The organism is Kitasatospora sp. NPDC101176 (assembly GCF_044768035.1).
Classification (GTDB): domain Bacteria; phylum Actinomycetota; class Actinomycetes; order Streptomycetales; family Streptomycetaceae; genus Kitasatospora.
Genome location: NZ_JBIWPA010000004.1, coordinates 427,271 through 443,707, shown reverse-complemented (window position 1 = coordinate 443,707; position 16,437 = coordinate 427,271). Strand labels below are relative to the sequence as shown.

The following is a 16,437-nucleotide window of genomic DNA, read 5'->3' as shown; positions in this document are numbered from 1 at the left end:
CCCTCCGCCCACATGGACTGGTACGGCGGCCCCACCCTGCTGGAGCACCTGGAGACCGTCCCGGTCGGCAGCGACCCCAGCGCCGAACCCACCCGCTTCCCCGTCCAGTACGTCATCCGCCCGCAGACCGAGGACCACCCCGACTACCGCGGCTACGCCGGCCAGCTCGCCTCCGGCGTCCTGCGCGTCGGCGACACCGTCACCGTCCAGCCCTCCGGCCACACCACCACCGTCGCCGGCATCGACGCACTCGGCCGGGAGGCCGACCTCACCTGGGCGCCGCAGTCCGTCACCGTCCGCCTCACCGACGACCTCGACGTCTCCCGCGGCGACCTGATCGCGGCCGGTAGCCAACCCCGGGTCACCCGGGACATCACGGCGACGGTGTGTCACCTGCACGAGAGACCACTGCGCGCCGGCGACAAGGTGCTGCTCAAGCACACCACCCGCACCGTCCGCGCACTCGTCAAGGAGATCTCCTACCGGATCGACATCGACACGCTCCAACAGCGTTCCGGCGCCGACGGACTGGACGTCAACGACATCGGCCACGTACTGCTGCGCACCGCCGAGCCGCTGGCCCTCGACCCCTACACCGACAACCGCCGCACCGGATCGTTCCTGCTGATCGACCCGGCCGACGGCACCACCCTCACCGCCGGCATGGCGGGCGAGGCCTTCGCGACCGTACGCACCGCCGAGCCCGCGGGGGAGGACCGGGCCTGACGCCCGGCGGGGCGGTGCCGGGCGCGGACGGGGCGGCCCGGTGCGCCCGGCACCCCGTGACGCACCACCTCCACCGACTCCCACCGACGAACAGGACGACGCGCATGGCAGCCCATTCCGGGTCCTCCCCCACCCCGAAGCCCCGCCGGACGGGCCGCGACCGGGGCGCACGAGCGGCCGCGGCGGGCGTCGCGGTGCTGACCGCCGCCGGGCTGCTGTCGGCCTGCGGCTACGGGGCCAAGGCCGACGACGAGAAGCCCGCCGCCGCGGGTGACGCCGCCTCCAGTGCCTCCGGCGCGAAGCTCTCCGCCGACACCGTGAAGATCGGCTACTTCGCCAACCTCACCCACGGCACCGCCCTGGTCGGCCTCCAGGAAGGCCTCTACCAGAAGGAACTCGGCGCCACCCGGATCAGGACCCAGGTCTTCAACGCCGGCCCCGCCGAGATCGAGGCCCTCAACGCCGGCTCCATCGACATCGGCTGGATCGGCCCCTCCCCCGCCATCAACGGCTACACCAAGTCCGACGGCAAATCCCTCAAGATCATCAGCGGCTCCGCCTCCGGCGGCGTCAAACTCGTCGTCAACCCCGACAGGATCTCCACCCTCGACGACCTCAAGGGCAAGAAGATCGCCACCCCCCAACTCGGCAACACCCAGGACGTCGCCCTCCTCGACTACCTCGCCGGCAAGGGCTACAAGGTCGACGCCAGCTCCGGCGCCGGCGACGTCAGCGTCGTGCGCACCGACAACAAGGTCACCCCCGACGCCTACAAGCAGGGCTCCATCGACGGCGCCTGGGTCCCCGAACCCACCGCCTCCAAGCTCGTCACCCTCGGCGCCAAGGTCCTCCTCAACGAGAAGGACGTCTGGCCCGACAAGAAGTTCGTCATCACCAACCTCATCGTCAGCCAGAAGTTCCTCACCGAACACCCCGACGTCGTCGAAGCCGTCCTGCGCGGCTCCGTCACCACCAACGCCTTCATCAAGGCCAACCCCGACAAGGCCAAGGCCGACGCCAACGAGGCCATCAGGAAGGAAGCCGGCAACGCCCTCGAACCGGCCGTCCTCGACCCCGCCTGGGCCGACATCGACTTCCTCGACGACCCCCTCGCCGGCACCCTCCAGGCCGAAGCCGACCACGCCGTCACCGCCGGCCTCCTCAAACTGCCCACATCCGGTTCCGCTGGCGCGGGGCCGAACCTGAAGGGCATCTACGACCTCACCCTGCTCAACAAGGTGCTCGCCGCGGCGGGCCGGCCGGCCACCGCCGACGCCGGGCTCGGCACCCCGTGAGCACCGCGCTGACCGGCCCGGCGGAGGCCCCCGGCGCCGGCGCCGCGCGGGAGACCGCGGCCGTCCGGATCTCGCACGTCTCCAAGGCCTTCGGCCGCCCCGGCGCCGCCGCCCCCGTCCTGGACGACATCACCCTCGACGTCGCGCCCGGCGAGTTCGTCACCCTGCTCGGCGCCTCCGGCTGCGGCAAGTCCACCCTGCTCAACCTGGTGGCCGGCCTCGACCGGCCCACCGCGGGCAGCATCGAGGTGCCCGGCGGCCGCCCCGCCCTGATGTTCCAGGACCACGCGCTGTTCCCCTGGCTCACCGCCGGACGCAACATCGAACTCGCCCTCAAGCTCGCCGGCGTCCCGCGCGCCGAACGCCGCGCCGAGGCCGAACGCCTGCTGGAACTCGTCCGCCTCGACGGCTCCCACCACAAGCGGGTGCACGAGCTGTCCGGCGGCATGCGCCAGCGCGTCGCGATGGCCCGCGCCCTCGCCCAGGGCAGCAAGGTGCTGCTGATGGACGAGCCCTTCGCCGCGCTCGACGCCATCACCCGGGACCTGCTGCACGAGGAGCTCATCCGGATCTGGACCGAACGGCGGCTCACCGTCCTGTTCGTCACCCACAACGTGCGCGAGGCGGTGCGGATCGGTCAGCGCGTCGTGCTGCTCTCCTCCCGCCCGGGCCGGGTCGCCCGCGAGTGGCGGATCGACCTGCCGCAGCCCCGCCGGATCGAGTCCGCCGGGGTGTCCGACCTGTCCATCGAGATCACCGAACACCTACGTGGGGAGATCCGCCGCCATGGCCAGCACTGACATCCTCCCCGACGCCCTCCCCGGCCGGCTCCCCCGGCCGGGCGGACCCGCCGGGGGAGCCGGCCGCGCCGGCGGCACCTCCGCACCCGCCGTACCGGGCGACCCGGCCACCGACGCCGCCGGCGTCGTGGCCGGCTTCGACGCGCTGGAGACCGCCCCGGCGCAGCGCACCCCGATCGGCCGCCGGCTGCGTCAGCGGGTGCTGCCGCCGCTGCTCGGGGTCGCCCTGGTCCTCGGCCTCTGGCAGCTCGCCTACGGCCTGCACCTGACCACCCCGGACAAGCTGCCCAGCCCGGCCGACGTCTGGCACTCGCTCACCGACCTCTGGGACCGGGGCACGCTCTTCTCGATCATCTGGACCAGCGTCTGGCGCGGCGTCTCCGGCTTCCTGACGGCCGTGCTGATCGGCACGCCGATCGGTCTGCTCGTCGCGCAGGTCAGGCCGCTGCGGGCCGCCGTCGGCCCGGTGCTGTCCGGCCTCCAGTCGCTGCCCTCGGTCGCCTGGGTGCCCGCGGCCGTCATCTGGCTCGGCATCAACAACGCGGCCATGTACGCGGTGATCCTGCTCGGTGCGGTGCCCTCGATCACCAACGGCCTGATCGCCGGGGTCGACCAGGTGCCGCCGCTGCTGCTGCGCGCCGGCCGCACGCTCGGCGCGACCGGCGCCCGCGGCGCCCGGCACGTGCTGCTGCCGGCCGCGCTGCCCGGCTACCTGGCCGGCCTCAAGCAGGGCTGGGCCTTCTCCTGGCGCTCGCTGATGGCCGCCGAGCTCATCGCCTCCTCCCCCGACCTCGGCCTGGGCCTGGGCCGGTACCTGGAGAACCAGCGCGAGTTCTCGGACATGGCGGGCGTGCTGCTGGGCATCGTCCTGATCCTCGTCGTCGGCGTCGCCATCGACCTGCTGGTCTTCACCCCGCTGGAGCGCCGGGTGCTGCGCAACCGCGGGCTGCTGGCCGCTTCGCACTGACGCCTCACCATCCCCCCCCCGGCCACACCGGAAAGGGCGGTTCCGCCACGGAACCGCCCTTTTCCCGTCCCATCGCGCACTCCAGTGGAATTCGATGCCCTCCCGACCCCCCCTTGAGGGGCTTCACCCATCGTGGCGATGGGCGATATTCCCCGATGATTGGAGATTGACATGGGCGCGAGACCCAGGTCCGTCCTGCGATCCCTATGGAAGAACTTCGCCGAGGGCCTGATGTGGATGGGGCGGGCGGCGACCGGAGTGTGTCCCCCCTACGAATGGCGGGACCTCAGAATCCCACCTGCCGACCAGCCCTGTCTGCCCCCCTTGTCGGATGAGGAGCTCGCCCGGTGGGCGGCGCTGGTCAAGGATCTGCGGTAGTCCCGGTAAACCCCCTGAGGAGGCGGTCAAATGCACAGCAATCTAATAGTGGCCAAGATGGACCCTCGTTCGAGCGCTGAGGTGGCTCGGCTTTTCAGCGCCTTCGACGAGACCGAGATGCCGCATCGCATGGGGACTCGGCGACGTCAGCTCTTCATGTACAACGGGCTGTACTTCCATCTCCAGGACTTCGAGGACGACAACGGCGGCCGGCTCATCGAGCAGGCGAAGGGCGACCCGCGCTTCGTCCGCATCAGCGACGACCTCAAGCCGTTCATCCAGGCCTACGACCCGTCGACCTGGCGCTCCCCCGCGGACGCCATGGCCCAGCGGTTCTACACCTGGGAGTCCGAATGACGGGCCGGCGGGTGGTCATCACCGGCGTCGGGGTGGTGGCACCGGGGGGAATCGGCGCGAAGAACTTCTGGAGCCTGCTCAGCGAGGGCCGCACGGCGACCAGGGGGATCACCTTCTTCGACCCGGCGCCGTTCCGCTCGCGCGTCGCGGCCGAGGTCGACTTCGACCCGTGGGAGCACGGGCTCGGCCCGCAGGAGATCCGGCGCACCGACCGCGCCGCGCAGTTCGCCCTGGTCACCGCCCGCGAGGCGCTCGCGGACAGCGGCCTGGACCTGCCCGGCCTCGCGCCGCACCGGGTCGGCGTGGCGGTCGGCAGCGCCGTGGGCGCCACCATGGGCCTCGACGAGGAGTACCGGGTGGTCAGCGACGGCGGCCGGCTCGGCCTGGTCGACCACGAGTACGCCGTCCCGCACCTCTACAACTACTTCGTCCCGAGCTCCTTCGCCGCCGAGGTCGCCTGGGCGGTCGGCGCCGAGGGCCCCTCGACCGTGGTCTCCACCGGCTGTACCTCCGGCATCGACTCGGTCGGCTACGCGGCCGAACTGATCCGCGACGGCTCGGTCGACGTGATGATCACCGGTGCCAGCGACGCGCCGATCTCGCCGATCACCGTGGCGTGCTTCGACGCGATCAAGGCCACCACCCCGCGCAACGACGACCCCGAGCACGCCTCCCGGCCGTTCGACCTCACCCGCAACGGCTTCGTCCTGGGCGAGGGCGCGGCGATGTTCGTCCTGGAGGAGCTGGAGTCGGCACGCCGGCGCGGCGCCCACGTGTACGCCGAGATCGCCGGCTACGCCAGCCGCTGCAACGCCTTCCACATGACCGGGCTGCGCCCCGACGGCCGCGAGATGGCCGAGGCCATCCGGGTCGCGCTGGACGAGGCCCGGCTGAACCCCGAGGCCGTCGACTACATCAACGCGCACGGCTCGGGCACCAAGCAGAACGACCGTCACGAGACCAGCGCCTTCAAGCGCAGCCTCGGCGACCACGCCCGCCGTACCCCCGTGAGCTCGATCAAGTCGATGGTCGGCCACTCGCTCGGCGCGATCGGCTCGATCGAGATCGCCGCATCCGTCCTGGCCATGGAGAACCACGTGGTGCCCCCGACAGCGAACCTGCACAAGCCGGATCCCGAGTGCGACCTCGACTACGTGCCGCTGACCGCGCGCGACTGGCACACCGACACGGTGCTGACGGTCGGCAGCGGGTTCGGCGGTTTCCAGAGCGCGATGGTCCTCGCCCGACCGGACAGGGGCACCGCGGCATGAGCACCCAGGTCGTGGTGACCGGCATCGGCGTCGTCTCCCCGAACGGCTTCGGCGTGGACGACTACTGGGACGCCACCCGCGCGTCCCGGAGCGGCATCGGCCGCATCAAGCGCTTCGACCCCGAGCAGTACCCGTCGAAGCTCGCCGGCGAGGTGGACGGCTTCACCGTGCAGGAACACCTGCCGAGCCGGCTCATCCCGCAGACCGACCGGATGACCCAGCTCGCCCTCGTCGGCGCCGAGCACGCCCTGGCCGACGCCGGGGTGTGCACGGAGGCGGCCGACGAGTACGGCATGGGCGTGATGACCGCCAGCAGCTCCGGCGGCTTCGAGTTCGGCCAGGACCAGCTCCAGAACCTGTGGAGCCAGGGCAGCCAGTACGTCAGCGCCTACCAGTCCTTCGCCTGGTTCTACGCGGTGAACACCGGCCAGATCTCCATCCGGCACGGCATGCGCGGCCCCAGCGGCGTGGTCGTCAGCGACCAGGCCGGCGGCCTCGACGCCCTCGCCCACGCACGCCGGCTGATCCGCAAGGGCAGCGACCTGATCCTCTCCGGCGGCGTCGACGCCGCCATCTGCCCGTGGGGCTGGGCGGCCCAGCTCACCACCGGGAGGATGACCACCGAGGAGCGCCCCGAGCGGGCCTACCTCCCCTTCGACGCCGACGCCACCGGGCACGTGGTCGGCGAGGGCGGCGCCCTGCTGATCCTGGAGGACGCCGAGGCCGCCCGCCGGCGCGGCGCGACCCGGGTGTACGGCGAGATCAGCGGCTACGGGGCGACCTTCGACCCGGGCCCGGACAGCGGCCGGGAGCCGACCCTGCGCAAGGCGATCGAGATCGCGCTCGACGACGCGGGCCTGTCGCCGGGCGACGTCGACGTCGTCTTCGCCGACGCGGCCGCCACCCCGGAGCTCGACCGGATCGAGGCCGCGGCGATCACCGGGCTCTTCGGGCCCCGGGCGGTCCCCGTCACCGCGCCCAAGACGATGACCGGCCGGCTCGGGTCGGGCGCCGCCCCGCTGGACGTCGCCACCGCCCTGCTGGCCATGCGCGACGGGGTGATCCCGCCGACCGCGAACGTCACCCCCTCCCCCGACTACGACCTCGATCTGGTCACCGAGCCGCGGCACGCGCCCGTGACCACGGCGCTCGTCCTGGCCCGGGGCCACGGCGGCTTCAACTCCGCCCTCGTCCTGCGTTCCGTCGACTGGAACTGACCACAAGAGAAGGAGACCAGGGTGAGCACCACCGGGTCGTCCACCGCTCAGCCTTCCGTCCAGAAGAGACGCATCCTCAGGCTGTTCCGCCCGTACCGGAAGAACCTGTTACTCGTCTCGTCCCTGGTCGCGGGCTCGTCCCTGGTCTCCCTCGTGAACCCCTTCCTGATCCGCGAGATCATGGACGTGGCGTTGCCGCAGGGCAGAACCGGGCTGCTGTCGCTCCTCGCCTTCGGCATGATCTTCGTCTCGATCGCCACCAGCACGTTCAACGTCTGGCAGACCCACGTGTCCGCCAAGGTCGGCCAGTTGGTCATGCACGACCTGCGGACCTCCGTGTACTCCCACCTCCAGCGCATGTCGCTGGCCTTCTTCACCCGGACCCGCACCGGCGAGGTGCAGTCCCGCATCGCCAACGACATCGGCGGGATGCAGGTCACCGTGACCACCACCGCCACCGCGCTGGTGTCGGACCTGACGATCGTCATCGCCACCACCACCGCGATGGTCCTGCTCGACTGGCGGCTGACGCTGGCCTCGCTGGTCATGCTCCCGGGGTTCGTCTGGGTCAGCCGCCACGTCGGCGACGAGCGCCGCGTCATCTCCCGGGAGCGGCAGCACCAGCTCTCCGAACTCTCCTCGATCGTGCAGGAGTCGCTCTCGGTCAGCGGGATCATGCTCGGCCACACCATGGGCCGGTCACGGTCGCTGAGCGACAACTTCGCCCAGCAGTCCCGCAAGCTCACCGGCATCGAGGTGCGCGCCAGCACGGCCGGCCTCTGGTACCAGTCCACCATCTGGATCGTGATGGCCTCCATGCCCGCGGTGATCTACTGGGTGGCGGGGCTGACCTCGCACGGCGGCCGGATGGCCATCTCCCTCGGCGCCCTGGTCGCCTTCACCACCCTGCAGCAGAGCCTGTTCCGCCCGGCCCAGCGGCTGCTCACCATCGGGCTGGACATCCAGAGCTCGCTCGAGCTGTTCGGGCGGATCTTCGAGTACCTCGACCTGCCGGTCGACGTCGCCGAGCCGGAGCGGCCCGTCGAGCCGGCGGTGCTGCGCGGCGAGGTCCGCCTGCGGGGGGTGGGCTTCTCCTACGCGGGGGCGGAGCGGCCGACGCTGGACGGCGTCGACGTGACCGTCCCGGCCGGGCGCAGCCTCGCCATCGTCGGGGAGACCGGCTCGGGCAAGACCACCCTCAGCTACCTCATCCCGCGCCTGTACGACGCGACCACCGGCACCGTCACGATCGACGGCGTCGACGTGCGCGACCTGTCCTTCGGGACGCTCTCGGCCGCGGTCGGCGTGGTCTCCCAGGAGACCTACCTGTTCCACGCCACCGTCGCCGACAACCTCCGCTTCGCCAAGCCCGCCGCGACCGACGAGGAGCTCGTCGCGGCGGCGAGGGTCGCCCACATCCACGACTACCTGATGTCCCTGCCGGACGGCTACGACACGGTCGTCGGCGAGCGCGGGTACCGCTTCTCCGGCGGGGAGAAGCAACGCCTGGCGATCGCCCGGGCCATCCTGCGCAACCCGCCCATCCTGGTGCTCGACGAGGCCACCAGCGCGCTCGACACCCAGACCGAGCAGGCCGTCCAGGAGGCCATCGACGCGGCGAGCGCCGGCCGGACCACCATCACGGTCGCCCACCGGCTGTCGACCATCCGCGACGCCGACGAGATCGTCGTGCTGGAGGGCGGCCGGGTCGCCGAGCGCGGCACCCACGAGGAACTGCTCGCCCTCGGCGGCCACTACGCGGCGCTCGTCAACCGCGACACCGAGATGGCGGTCGCCTGAGCCGGCGCCCGCAAGGGCGCGGCCCGCACCGAGACGACGGGACGGCGCCACCGGGAGGGTTCCCGGTGGCGCCGTCCCGTCGTCCCGCCGTGGCGCCGTCCCGTCACGGCGCCCGTCCCGTCGTCCCGTGCCGGCGCCCCCGGCCCGGCCGTCGGGTGGGGCCACCCCCGTGCCGTGGGACCGCGGGGGCGGTGCGGCACCCGTCGAGAAGCGACCCGTCGTCCGTCGCCCGGCCGCCGGCCGCACCGTCCCCGCCGCGGCCGCGGGCGAGCCGTCCGCTCCGGCACGAGCACGGCCGCGGGTGAGCCGTCCGCTCCGGCACGGTCGCCCCCGGCGCCCACCCCCGCGGACCACCCCGCCCCCGGGAACCACGAGTGCCCCGCGCCGGTGGCCGGCGCGGGGCACTGCGGGCGGACCCTCACGGACTCAGGGGTTCAGCACCCAGGCGGAGTGGTGGGCGGTGAAGCCGATGTGCGGGTAGTACTCCGTCGCGGCGGGGGCCGACAGCAGGACGATCTTGGCCTGCGGCGCCTCCTTGCGGGTCGCCTCGATCAGCTCCCGGCCGATGCCGGACCGCTGGTGGCTGCGGACGACGGCGATGTCGGACAGGTAGGTCACGTAGGCGAAGTCCGAGACGCTGCGCGCGATGCCCACGAGCTCGCCGTCGACGCGGCAGGTGACGACCAGGTTCGCGTTGCGCACCATGGCCGCCATCCGCTCGGTCTCGTCGACCGGCCGGCGCTCGCCGAGGCCGGACTCCCGGTAGACCCGCAGAACCTCCTCGAGGTCGAGGTCGGGACCGCTCTCCCGCTCAATGCTCCAGCTCACGAAGGCTCTCCAGTCGCTTGTAGATGACGTCATGGTGGACCAGGAAGCGCTCCGGTCCCAGGTGGTCCGTGGCGACCCCCTCGGCCCTGAGCCGGCCGAGGAAGTCCTCCCCGTTCGCGGCGTCCTGGATCATCCGGTAGGTCCGCTCCCGCTCGCTCCCGCCCTCCAGCAGGTCGGCGAGCACCGCCGAGCTGTACACCAGCCCGTTGGTCCGGTCGATCGCGTCGCGCATCCGGCCGGGGAAGACCTGCAGGCCCCGCACCAGGTCGGCCGCCGAGGTCACCTGGTAGTGCGCGACGGTCATGGCGTCCGGCAGGACGACCCGTTCCACGGAGGAGTGGGACAGGTCCCGCTCGTGCCAGAGCGCCACGTTCTCCAGCATCGTCCCGGCGTACCCGCGCAGCAGCCGGGCCAGCCCGGTGAGGCGCTCGCCGGTCGTCGGGTTGCGCTTGTGCGGCATGGCGCTGGACCCCTGGTACGCGACGGTCCGGGGCTCCTCCACCTCGCGGACCTCGCTGCGGGACAGCAGCCGCACCTCGACGGCGATCTGCTCGACGCAGGCGCCGAGCGTGGCGATCGCCGCGACGAGCTGGGCGTGCCGGTCGCGGGCCACGACCTGGCTCGGCGCCGGCTCCACGCCGAGGCCGAGGGCCGCGCACACGTGCTCCTCGACGAAGGGGTCGATCAGCGCGTACGTCCCGACGGAGCCGGAGATCGTGCCGACCGCGACCTGCTCGCGCGCCTGCCTCAGCCGCCCGACCGAGCGGTCGACCGCGAAGGCGAAGCCGGCCAGCTTGTGGCCGAAGGTCGTGGGCTCGGCGTGCATGCCGTGGGTGCGCCCGATGCACGGGGTGTCCCAGTGCTCGACCGCCCTCTCCACCAGCACCCCGCGCAGGCGGGCCGTGGCGCCGATCAGGACGTCGCAGGCCCGGGCCAGGGTGGACCCGAGCGCGGTGTCCACCAGGTCGTAGCTGGTCATGCCGTGGTGGACCCAGCGGGCCGAGTCGTCCGGCAGGTCCTCGCAGAACGCGGCGAGGAAGGAGAGGATCTCGTGGTCCCGCTCGCGTTCGAGCTCCGCGACGCGCGCCGCCGACGGCACCCGCGCCCGCCGGATGTCCGCCAGCGCGCCCTCGGGCACCCGCCCGAGCAGTGCCTGCGCCTCGGAGGCCAGGACCTCCACCTCGGCCCAGGTGGTGTACCGGGCCTGGTCCGACCAGAGCTCCGCCATCTCGGGCAGTGAATAACGGGGTATCAAGACCGACGTACCTCCTCGGGGATGGCCACCGGGCCCCGCGGACGCGAAGGCACGGCGCAGCGGCTTGCTCAGGCGGCCTTGCGGACGATCTCCACGGCCTTGCCGTCCAGGAGGGTCTGCACGGCGTCCTCGCCGGCGATGTCCATCTCCATGTCGTGCAGGCGGCCCAGGACGAACTGGATGACCTTCTCGGTCTGCGTCTCCTCGGTGCCCTCCCAGACGAGGTCCGGGAAAACGGTCAGGTAGACCTTGTCGTTGCCCTGCGAGTAGATGTTCACTTCCATGATGTCGCGCAGCGCCATGCGAGCGTTGTAGATCAGGCTGTTCATGGGTGCCACCGTCTTTCGGTATCGGATTTCCTGCGGCTTCGTCGCCACACGCGGTGACCCCATGGTGGTGGGCCGCCGACGGTGCTGACTTCTTCGATGTTGCCATCGTCGGCCCCGTGAAAACGAGGCCCGCGTTCATCCCGTTCAACTGCGCGAAATCCGCAATCGAACACCGCCGCCAATTGCCGGTGATTGACAGAAAAAGCCGCCACTGGGGAACATCGATGCAGCCCATAAATGCGTCAGGCCGTCTCACAAAAAGCATCCGGAGTGCCATGAAAATCCTGTTCATCACCACAGGCAGCCAGGCCACCTACTACGCCGCCGCCCCGCTGGCGACGGCCGCGCGCAACGCGGGCCACCAGGTCATCCTGGCCGCCCACGAGCCGTGGGTGGAGACCGCGGAGGCCATCGGCCTGCCCACGTTCTGCTTCACCGTCGACCCGATCCGGCACTTCATGCGGATCACCAACCCGGGCCGGGGCCTGCGCTTCCCCCGCGAGCTCGGCGACCAGGAGATGATCGGTCAGGGCCGCGGCTTCGCCCGGATGGGTCTGGCCGGCGTGGAGTCCCTCCTGGAGCTGGCGAAGGACTGGACCCCCGACGCGGTGGTCGGCAGCTCGCAGAGCTACGCGGCGATGCTGCTCGCCGCCCACCTCAAGGTCCCGTACGTCCGTCAGGTCGAGTACCTGGGCATCCCGCTCACCGGCATCGACCCCGGCGCCGAGGAGGAGCTCCGCCCCGAGCTGGAGCGCCTGGGCGTGGACGGGCTGCTCAAGCCCGACCTGCTGCTCGACTCGACCCCGCCGTCGCTGCGCCCGTCCCACGACCCCGCCGCCCAGTCCGTGCGCTGGATCCCGAGCAACCCGCAGCGCCGGCTCGAGCGGTGGATGTACACCAAGCCCGAGGGCCGTCGTCGCGTGCTCGTCACCTCGGGCTTCCGCAGCCTGATGTTCCGCGACCCGGGCTGGTCCATGCCGCTGCTGGTCAGCGAGCTGGACAAGCTGGGCGCGGAGGTCCTGATCGCGGCCTCCCCCGGTGCCGCCGAGCGCTTCGGCTCGCAGCTGGGCGACGCCCGCGTCGGCTGGATCCCGGTCGACGTCGCCGCCGCCACCTGTGACCTGGCGGTCCACCACGGTGGCGCCACCACCGCCACGACCCTGATGGCGAACGGCGTGCCGCAGCTGATCATCCCGGAGAACCCGCCGGAGTTCCCGCCGAACTACCACCGGGAGGCCATCGCCAAGGCCATCAGCGACTTCGGCGCCGCCAAGACGCTGTGGCCGCAGGAGCAGGAGCCCGACAAGGAGCCGGGCGCCGTGATCGCCGCGGCCTGCAAGGAGCTGCTGGAGACGCCCAGCTACACCGAGCGGACCCAGTTCCTCGCCAAGGAGATCGCGTCCCTGCCGACCCCCGGCGAGATCGTGCCCAAGCTGGAGGCGCTCGTCTGACCCACCCGGCGGGTCCGCCCCCGGTGACCCGGATCGCCCCGAGACCACGGAGCCCCCTCCGTCGGCCTCGGGGCGATCCGCGTTTTCCCGGGCCGCGCGCCGGCGGCGGACGACCGGCGGCGGACGACCGGCGGCGGACGACCGGCGGCGGACGACCGCCGGTGGACGACCGCCGGTGGCGGGCCGCCGGTGGCGGGCCGCCGCGGCGGCCTTCCGCGGCCCCGCGGGGCGGGCCCGCGCCACGGACGGAGGCCCCGGGGCGTAGCGCGGCGCCCCGGCCCGGCCGCCCGGCGCCGGCCCGTCAGCCCGTCAGCCCGTCAGCCCGTCAGCCCGTCCGGGCAAACGGAATGCCGGCCGGTGAGGCTACCGGCCGGCATGGCGACGATCTGCTGCACGGGATCAGGGGGCGACGAGGGCCTCCAGCTCCCGCAGCACCTCGGACGGGGTCGGCAGCGACGCACTCTCCTTCGCGAGCAGCCGGGTCCGCTCGGCGAAGCGCGGGTCCGAGAGGATCTCCCGGCAGCCGGCGGCGATCACCTCGTCGGGGGTCCGGCCCGGTTCCGGCCGGTGCTTGTCGACGATCAGGGCGGCGCCGAAGTCGCGGACGGCCTCCGCGACGGCCTTGCCGTAGCCGTTGTCGGGGATGATCAGCTGCGGCACGCCCGCGTTGATCAGCGTCATGGCGGTGGTCGCGCCGCCGTGGTGGACCGCCAGGTCGCAGGTGGGGGCGACCACGTCCAGCGGGATCCAGCCGATCCGGACGTCGCCGAGCTCCGCGCCGAACTGCTCGGCGGCCTCGGGCAGTGCCGCGATCAGCACCTCGGCCCCGGCCGCGGTGAGCCCGTCGACCAGCCCCCGCAGCGAGCTCCCGGCGGCGTCGAGCACGAGGTTGCGGGTCCCGGCGGTGATCAGCACCCGCTTCCGGCCCTCGGGCCGGGTGTACATCCAGGGCTCGACCCGGCGCTGGCTGACCCGGGGCACCCAGCGCATCGACCGGGCTTCGGGGGCGCCGGCCGGGCGGACGGAGGGCGGGCAGAGGTCGATGAAGAGGTCGGGGGCCGGGAGCTCGGACAGGCCGAGGCGCTCCAGCTCCGGCTGCAGCTCCTCCACCGCCTTGCGGTCGCGGCGCGCCATCGGGGCGATGTGCCAGATGTGCCGGACGTAGGGGACCTTCAGCTTGGCGGCGAGCGCCCGCGGGACGTGGGAGAGGCCGCCGACCACGAGGTCGGGGGTCCAGGCCCCGGTCAGTTCCAGCAGGGCGTCGATGCGGGCGGTGGCGGTCATGGCCTCCTGGCCGTACCGCATGCGCTCGGGGGTGATGCAGACGGCGGGCAGGCCGACCGAGGCCGCGGCGGCCATCAGCGGCTCGTCGGCGGCCACCAGGATCTCGTGCCCGGCGTTCCGGGCGGCCGCGGCGAGCGGGGCGACGCCGAAGACGGCCGCCTGGCTGCCCCCGACGGTGAACAGGATTTTCACGGCGATCGAACCTCTTTCGGTGGGAGGGGAATTCGGTGTTCCGGGACCCCGCTCGGTCAGCCGGCCTGCGCCATTTCCATGATGTATTGGCCGTAGGACGATTTCGCGAGGCGGCTGCCGAGCCGGAAACAGGTCTCCTGGTCGATGTAGCCCATGCGCCAGGCGATCTCCTCGAGGCAGGCGATGCGCACGCCCTGACGGTGTTCCAGGACCTGCACGTAGTCCCCGGCCTCCATCAGCGCGTCGTGGGTTCCGGTGTCGAGCCAGACGAATCCGCGGCCCAGCGGGATGAGCGTGGCCTCGCCGCGCTCCAGGTAGACCCGGTTGAGGTCGGTGATCTCCAGCTCCCCGCGCTCGGACGGCCGGAGTTGCCGCGCGATGTCGACGACCTGGTTGTCGTAGAGGTAGAGCCCGGTGATCGCCATGTTGGTCTGCGGCTTCTCGGGCTTCTCCTCGATCGCGACGAGCCGGCCGCGCTCGTCGACGGTGCCGACGCCGTAGCGCTCCGGGTCGCGCACGGGGTAGCCGAAGAGGACGCAGCCCTCCAGGTCCTGCGCGGCCCGCTGGAGCATGGGCCCGAACTCGTAGCCGTGGAAGATGTTGTCGCCCAGCACGAGGGCCACCGAGTCGTCGCCGATGTGCTCCTCGGACACCAGGAAGGCGTCGGCGAGCCCCCGGGGCTTGTCCTGCTCGGCGTAGGTGAGGGTGATGCCGAGCCAGGAGCCGTCGCCCAGCAGCCGGCGGAACATCTCCTGGTCCTCGGGGGTGGTGATGATCTCGATCTCGGTGATCCCCGCCAGCATGAGGGCCGACAGCGGGTAGTAAATCATCGGCTTGTCGTAAACCGGGAGCATTTGCTTGGAGACACCGAGCGTGATCGGATGGAGCCTCGTACCATTGCCGCCGGCCAGGATGATGCCCTTCACCGTGCCGCCTCCTCAGTGGATTCGTGCCAATTAGGCGAATGACCGCACTTTATATCGGGGGAAGTGGCGACCGAAAGAGACCTTGCGAACCGGGTCCGCGTTTATCCGCGGGTGTTGACGGACAAAGCGGCGGCTACCTACGCTGACCTCATCCCGATTCAGGCACGTGAATTCCTCTTGTCGCTTAGGTGGACCTGTGAAAATCGAAGATCTGTCACCCGTTCACGAATCCGAGCGGGGCCCCGGCATCGGCATCATCGGGTGCGCCGACATCGCCGTCCGGAGGGCCCTGCCGGCGATCCGGCAGTCACCGTTCCACCTGGTGGCGGTGGCCAGCCGCTCCCAGGAGAAGGCCAAGAGCGTCGCGGCCCCGTTCGACTGCGAAGCCGTGGCCGGCTACGACCGGCTCCTCGAGACGCCCGGCGTCGACGCCGTCTACATCCCGCTGCCGAACAGCCAGCACGCGGAGTGGGCGCACCGGGCGCTGAGCGCGGGGAAGCACGTCCTGATCGAGAAGCCCGCGGTGCCCAGCGAGGAGACCGCCCGGTCCCTCGTGGCGCTCGCCGAGGAACGCGGACTGCTCATCATGGAGAACTTCGCGTTCCTGCGGCACCCCCAGCACGAGCTGGCGCGCTCCCTGCTCGCCGAGGGGGCCATCGGCCGGCTCCGGGCCTTCAACGGCGCGTTCGGCATCCCCCCGACCGACCCGAACGGGATCAAGTACCAGGCCGACCTCGGTGGCGGGGCGCTCTGGGAGGTCGGCTGTTACCCCGTCCGCGCGGCCCAGGAGTACCTCGGGGACTCCGCGCGGGTCCTGGGCGCCGGGCTGGAGTTCGACGGCGGCCTGGGCGTGGACGTCTCCGGGGTGGCGCTGCTGCGCGGCGACGACGGCGTCACCGCGAACTGCTCCTTCGGCCTGTCGCACAGCTACCGGTCGACCTACGACCTCTGGGGCAGCGAGGGCCGGCTCGTGCTGGAGTGGGCCTTCACCCCCTCCCGGGACGCCCGCCCCGTCCTGCGGCTCCAGCAGCGGGACCGCGAGACCCTGATCACCGCCCCCGCCTCGGACCAGTTCCTCGGCGTCTTCACCGCCTTCCACGACGCCGTCCGCGACCCGGCGGCGCGGCCGGCCCACCACCACGAGCTGGTGCGGCAGGCCGCCCTGATGGCCCGGATCCGCGAGCACGCCCTGGGCCAGGAGGGCCCGGTCGGCGGGACCGGGTGAGGCGGTCACGGGAAGGGGAAAGGGAACGGCAGCCGGAGTCCGCGGACTCCGGCTGCCGTTCCCTTGGGCGTCGTGCTGGCGTCGTGCGCCTGCCCGTCCCGCGGTCGTGCGGATGCTCGTGGTGCGGGCGCGTCCC

Annotated in this window: 14 protein-coding genes and 1 pseudogene; 10 read left to right on the top strand and 5 right to left on the bottom strand. The window is 72.1% G+C overall.

Features of this window, described 5'->3' with window-relative positions; translation table 11 throughout:
* The 8 genes and pseudogenes from ACIRS1_RS09690 to ACIRS1_RS09655 form a co-directional block, all read left to right on the top strand.
* Nucleotides 1-726 (top strand): annotated as a pseudogene (locus ACIRS1_RS09690) (hypothetical protein); the annotation flags it as partial.
* 104 nt (nucleotides 727-830) lie between these two features.
* Nucleotides 831-2,021, top strand: coding sequence for an aliphatic sulfonate ABC transporter substrate-binding protein (locus ACIRS1_RS09685; protein ID WP_402838194.1), 1,191 nt, complete (start codon nucleotides 831-833; stop codon nucleotides 2,019-2,021).
* Nucleotides 2,018-2,821 (top strand): ABC transporter ATP-binding protein, encoded by an 804-nt coding sequence (locus ACIRS1_RS09680; protein ID WP_402838192.1) that lies wholly within the window; start codon nucleotides 2,018-2,020, stop codon nucleotides 2,819-2,821. The genes ACIRS1_RS09685 and ACIRS1_RS09680 overlap by 4 nt, the downstream gene beginning before the upstream one ends.
* On the top strand, nucleotides 2,808-3,788 hold the full coding sequence (locus ACIRS1_RS09675; protein ID WP_402838190.1) for an ABC transporter permease: 981 nt from the start codon (nucleotides 2,808-2,810) through the stop codon (nucleotides 3,786-3,788). Before ACIRS1_RS09680 ends, ACIRS1_RS09675 begins: the two co-directional genes overlap by 14 nt.
* Before the next feature lie 408 nt (nucleotides 3,789-4,196).
* A complete protein-coding gene (locus ACIRS1_RS09670; protein WP_360223258.1) occupies nucleotides 4,197-4,523 on the top strand; it encodes a TcmI family type II polyketide cyclase in 327 nt (108 codons plus the stop codon).
* A complete protein-coding gene (locus ACIRS1_RS09665; protein WP_360223255.1) occupies nucleotides 4,520-5,794 on the top strand; it encodes a beta-ketoacyl-[acyl-carrier-protein] synthase family protein in 1,275 nt (424 codons plus the stop codon). The genes ACIRS1_RS09670 and ACIRS1_RS09665 overlap by 4 nt, the downstream gene beginning before the upstream one ends.
* Entirely contained in the window at nucleotides 5,791-7,011 is a 1,221-nt protein-coding gene (locus ACIRS1_RS09660; RefSeq protein ID WP_402838188.1) for a ketosynthase chain-length factor, read from the top strand. The genes ACIRS1_RS09665 and ACIRS1_RS09660 overlap by 4 nt, the downstream gene beginning before the upstream one ends.
* A gap of 21 nt (nucleotides 7,012-7,032) precedes the next feature.
* Nucleotides 7,033-8,811, top strand: a complete 1,779-nt coding sequence (locus ACIRS1_RS09655) for an ABC transporter ATP-binding protein (RefSeq protein WP_402838186.1) — start codon at nucleotides 7,033-7,035, stop codon at nucleotides 8,809-8,811.
* Nucleotides 8,812-9,237: 426 nt separating this feature from the next.
* Here the strand turns inward: ACIRS1_RS09655 and ACIRS1_RS09650 are convergent, their stop codons facing one another.
* The 3 genes from ACIRS1_RS09650 to ACIRS1_RS09640 all read right to left on the bottom strand — a co-directional run bounded on the left by ACIRS1_RS09650 (nucleotide 9,238) and on the right by ACIRS1_RS09640 (nucleotide 11,223).
* A complete protein-coding gene (locus tag ACIRS1_RS09650) occupies nucleotides 9,238-9,639 on the bottom strand; it encodes a GNAT family N-acetyltransferase (protein ID WP_360217303.1) in 402 nt (133 codons plus the stop codon).
* Nucleotides 9,623-10,894: an adenylosuccinate lyase gene (gene purB, locus ACIRS1_RS09645; RefSeq protein ID WP_387900750.1), complete on the bottom strand. Its 1,272-nt coding sequence runs from the start codon at nucleotides 10,892-10,894 to the stop codon at nucleotides 9,623-9,625. The genes ACIRS1_RS09650 and purB overlap by 17 nt, the downstream gene beginning before the upstream one ends.
* 68 nt (nucleotides 10,895-10,962) lie before the next feature.
* Nucleotides 10,963-11,223, bottom strand: coding sequence for a hypothetical protein (locus ACIRS1_RS09640; RefSeq protein ID WP_360217309.1), 261 nt, complete (start codon nucleotides 11,221-11,223; stop codon nucleotides 10,963-10,965).
* 275 nt (nucleotides 11,224-11,498) lie between these two features.
* On the opposite strand from ACIRS1_RS09640, the gene ACIRS1_RS09635 reads away from it, so the two are divergent.
* Entirely contained in the window at nucleotides 11,499-12,674 is a 1,176-nt protein-coding gene (locus tag ACIRS1_RS09635) for a glycosyltransferase (protein ID WP_402838183.1), read from the top strand.
* Nucleotides 12,675-13,073: 399 nt separating this feature from the next.
* Here ACIRS1_RS09635 and ACIRS1_RS09630 read toward each other — a convergent pair whose 3' ends face one another.
* Entirely contained in the window at nucleotides 13,074-14,150 is a 1,077-nt protein-coding gene (locus tag ACIRS1_RS09630) for a nucleotide disphospho-sugar-binding domain-containing protein (RefSeq protein ID WP_360217315.1), read from the bottom strand.
* A 56-nt stretch (nucleotides 14,151-14,206) separates the two neighbouring features.
* A complete protein-coding gene (rfbA, locus tag ACIRS1_RS09625) occupies nucleotides 14,207-15,076 on the bottom strand; it encodes a glucose-1-phosphate thymidylyltransferase RfbA (RefSeq protein WP_360217317.1) in 870 nt (289 codons plus the stop codon).
* A gap of 196 nt (nucleotides 15,077-15,272) precedes the next feature.
* Between rfbA and ACIRS1_RS09620 the strand changes: the two genes are divergently transcribed.
* Nucleotides 15,273-16,301 carry a Gfo/Idh/MocA family oxidoreductase gene (locus ACIRS1_RS09620; protein ID WP_360217320.1) on the top strand — a complete coding sequence of 343 codons (1,029 nt, stop codon included), beginning with the start codon at nucleotides 15,273-15,275 and terminating at the stop codon, nucleotides 16,299-16,301.
* The last annotated feature ends 136 nt before the right edge of the window (nucleotides 16,302-16,437 follow it).

Bases quoted from the DNA above. Each gene is read 5' to 3' on its own strand.
- ACIRS1_RS09640 (WP_360217309.1), bottom strand. From the start codon at position 11,223: ATGAACAGCCTGATCTACAACGCTCGCATGGCGCTGCGCGACATCATG.
- ACIRS1_RS09670 (WP_360223258.1), top strand. From the start codon at position 4,197: ATGCACAGCAATCTAATAGTGGCCAAGATGGACCCTCGTTCGAGCGCT.
- ACIRS1_RS09675 (WP_402838190.1), top strand. From the start codon at position 2,808: ATGGCCAGCACTGACATCCTCCCCGACGCCCTCCCCGGCCGGCTCCCC.
- ACIRS1_RS09665 (WP_360223255.1), top strand. From the start codon at position 4,520: ATGACGGGCCGGCGGGTGGTCATCACCGGCGTCGGGGTGGTGGCACCG.
- ACIRS1_RS09635 (WP_402838183.1), top strand. From the start codon at position 11,499: ATGAAAATCCTGTTCATCACCACAGGCAGCCAGGCCACCTACTACGCC.
- ACIRS1_RS09660 (WP_402838188.1), top strand. From the start codon at position 5,791: ATGAGCACCCAGGTCGTGGTGACCGGCATCGGCGTCGTCTCCCCGAAC.
- ACIRS1_RS09685 (WP_402838194.1), top strand. From the start codon at position 831: ATGGCAGCCCATTCCGGGTCCTCCCCCACCCCGAAGCCCCGCCGGACG.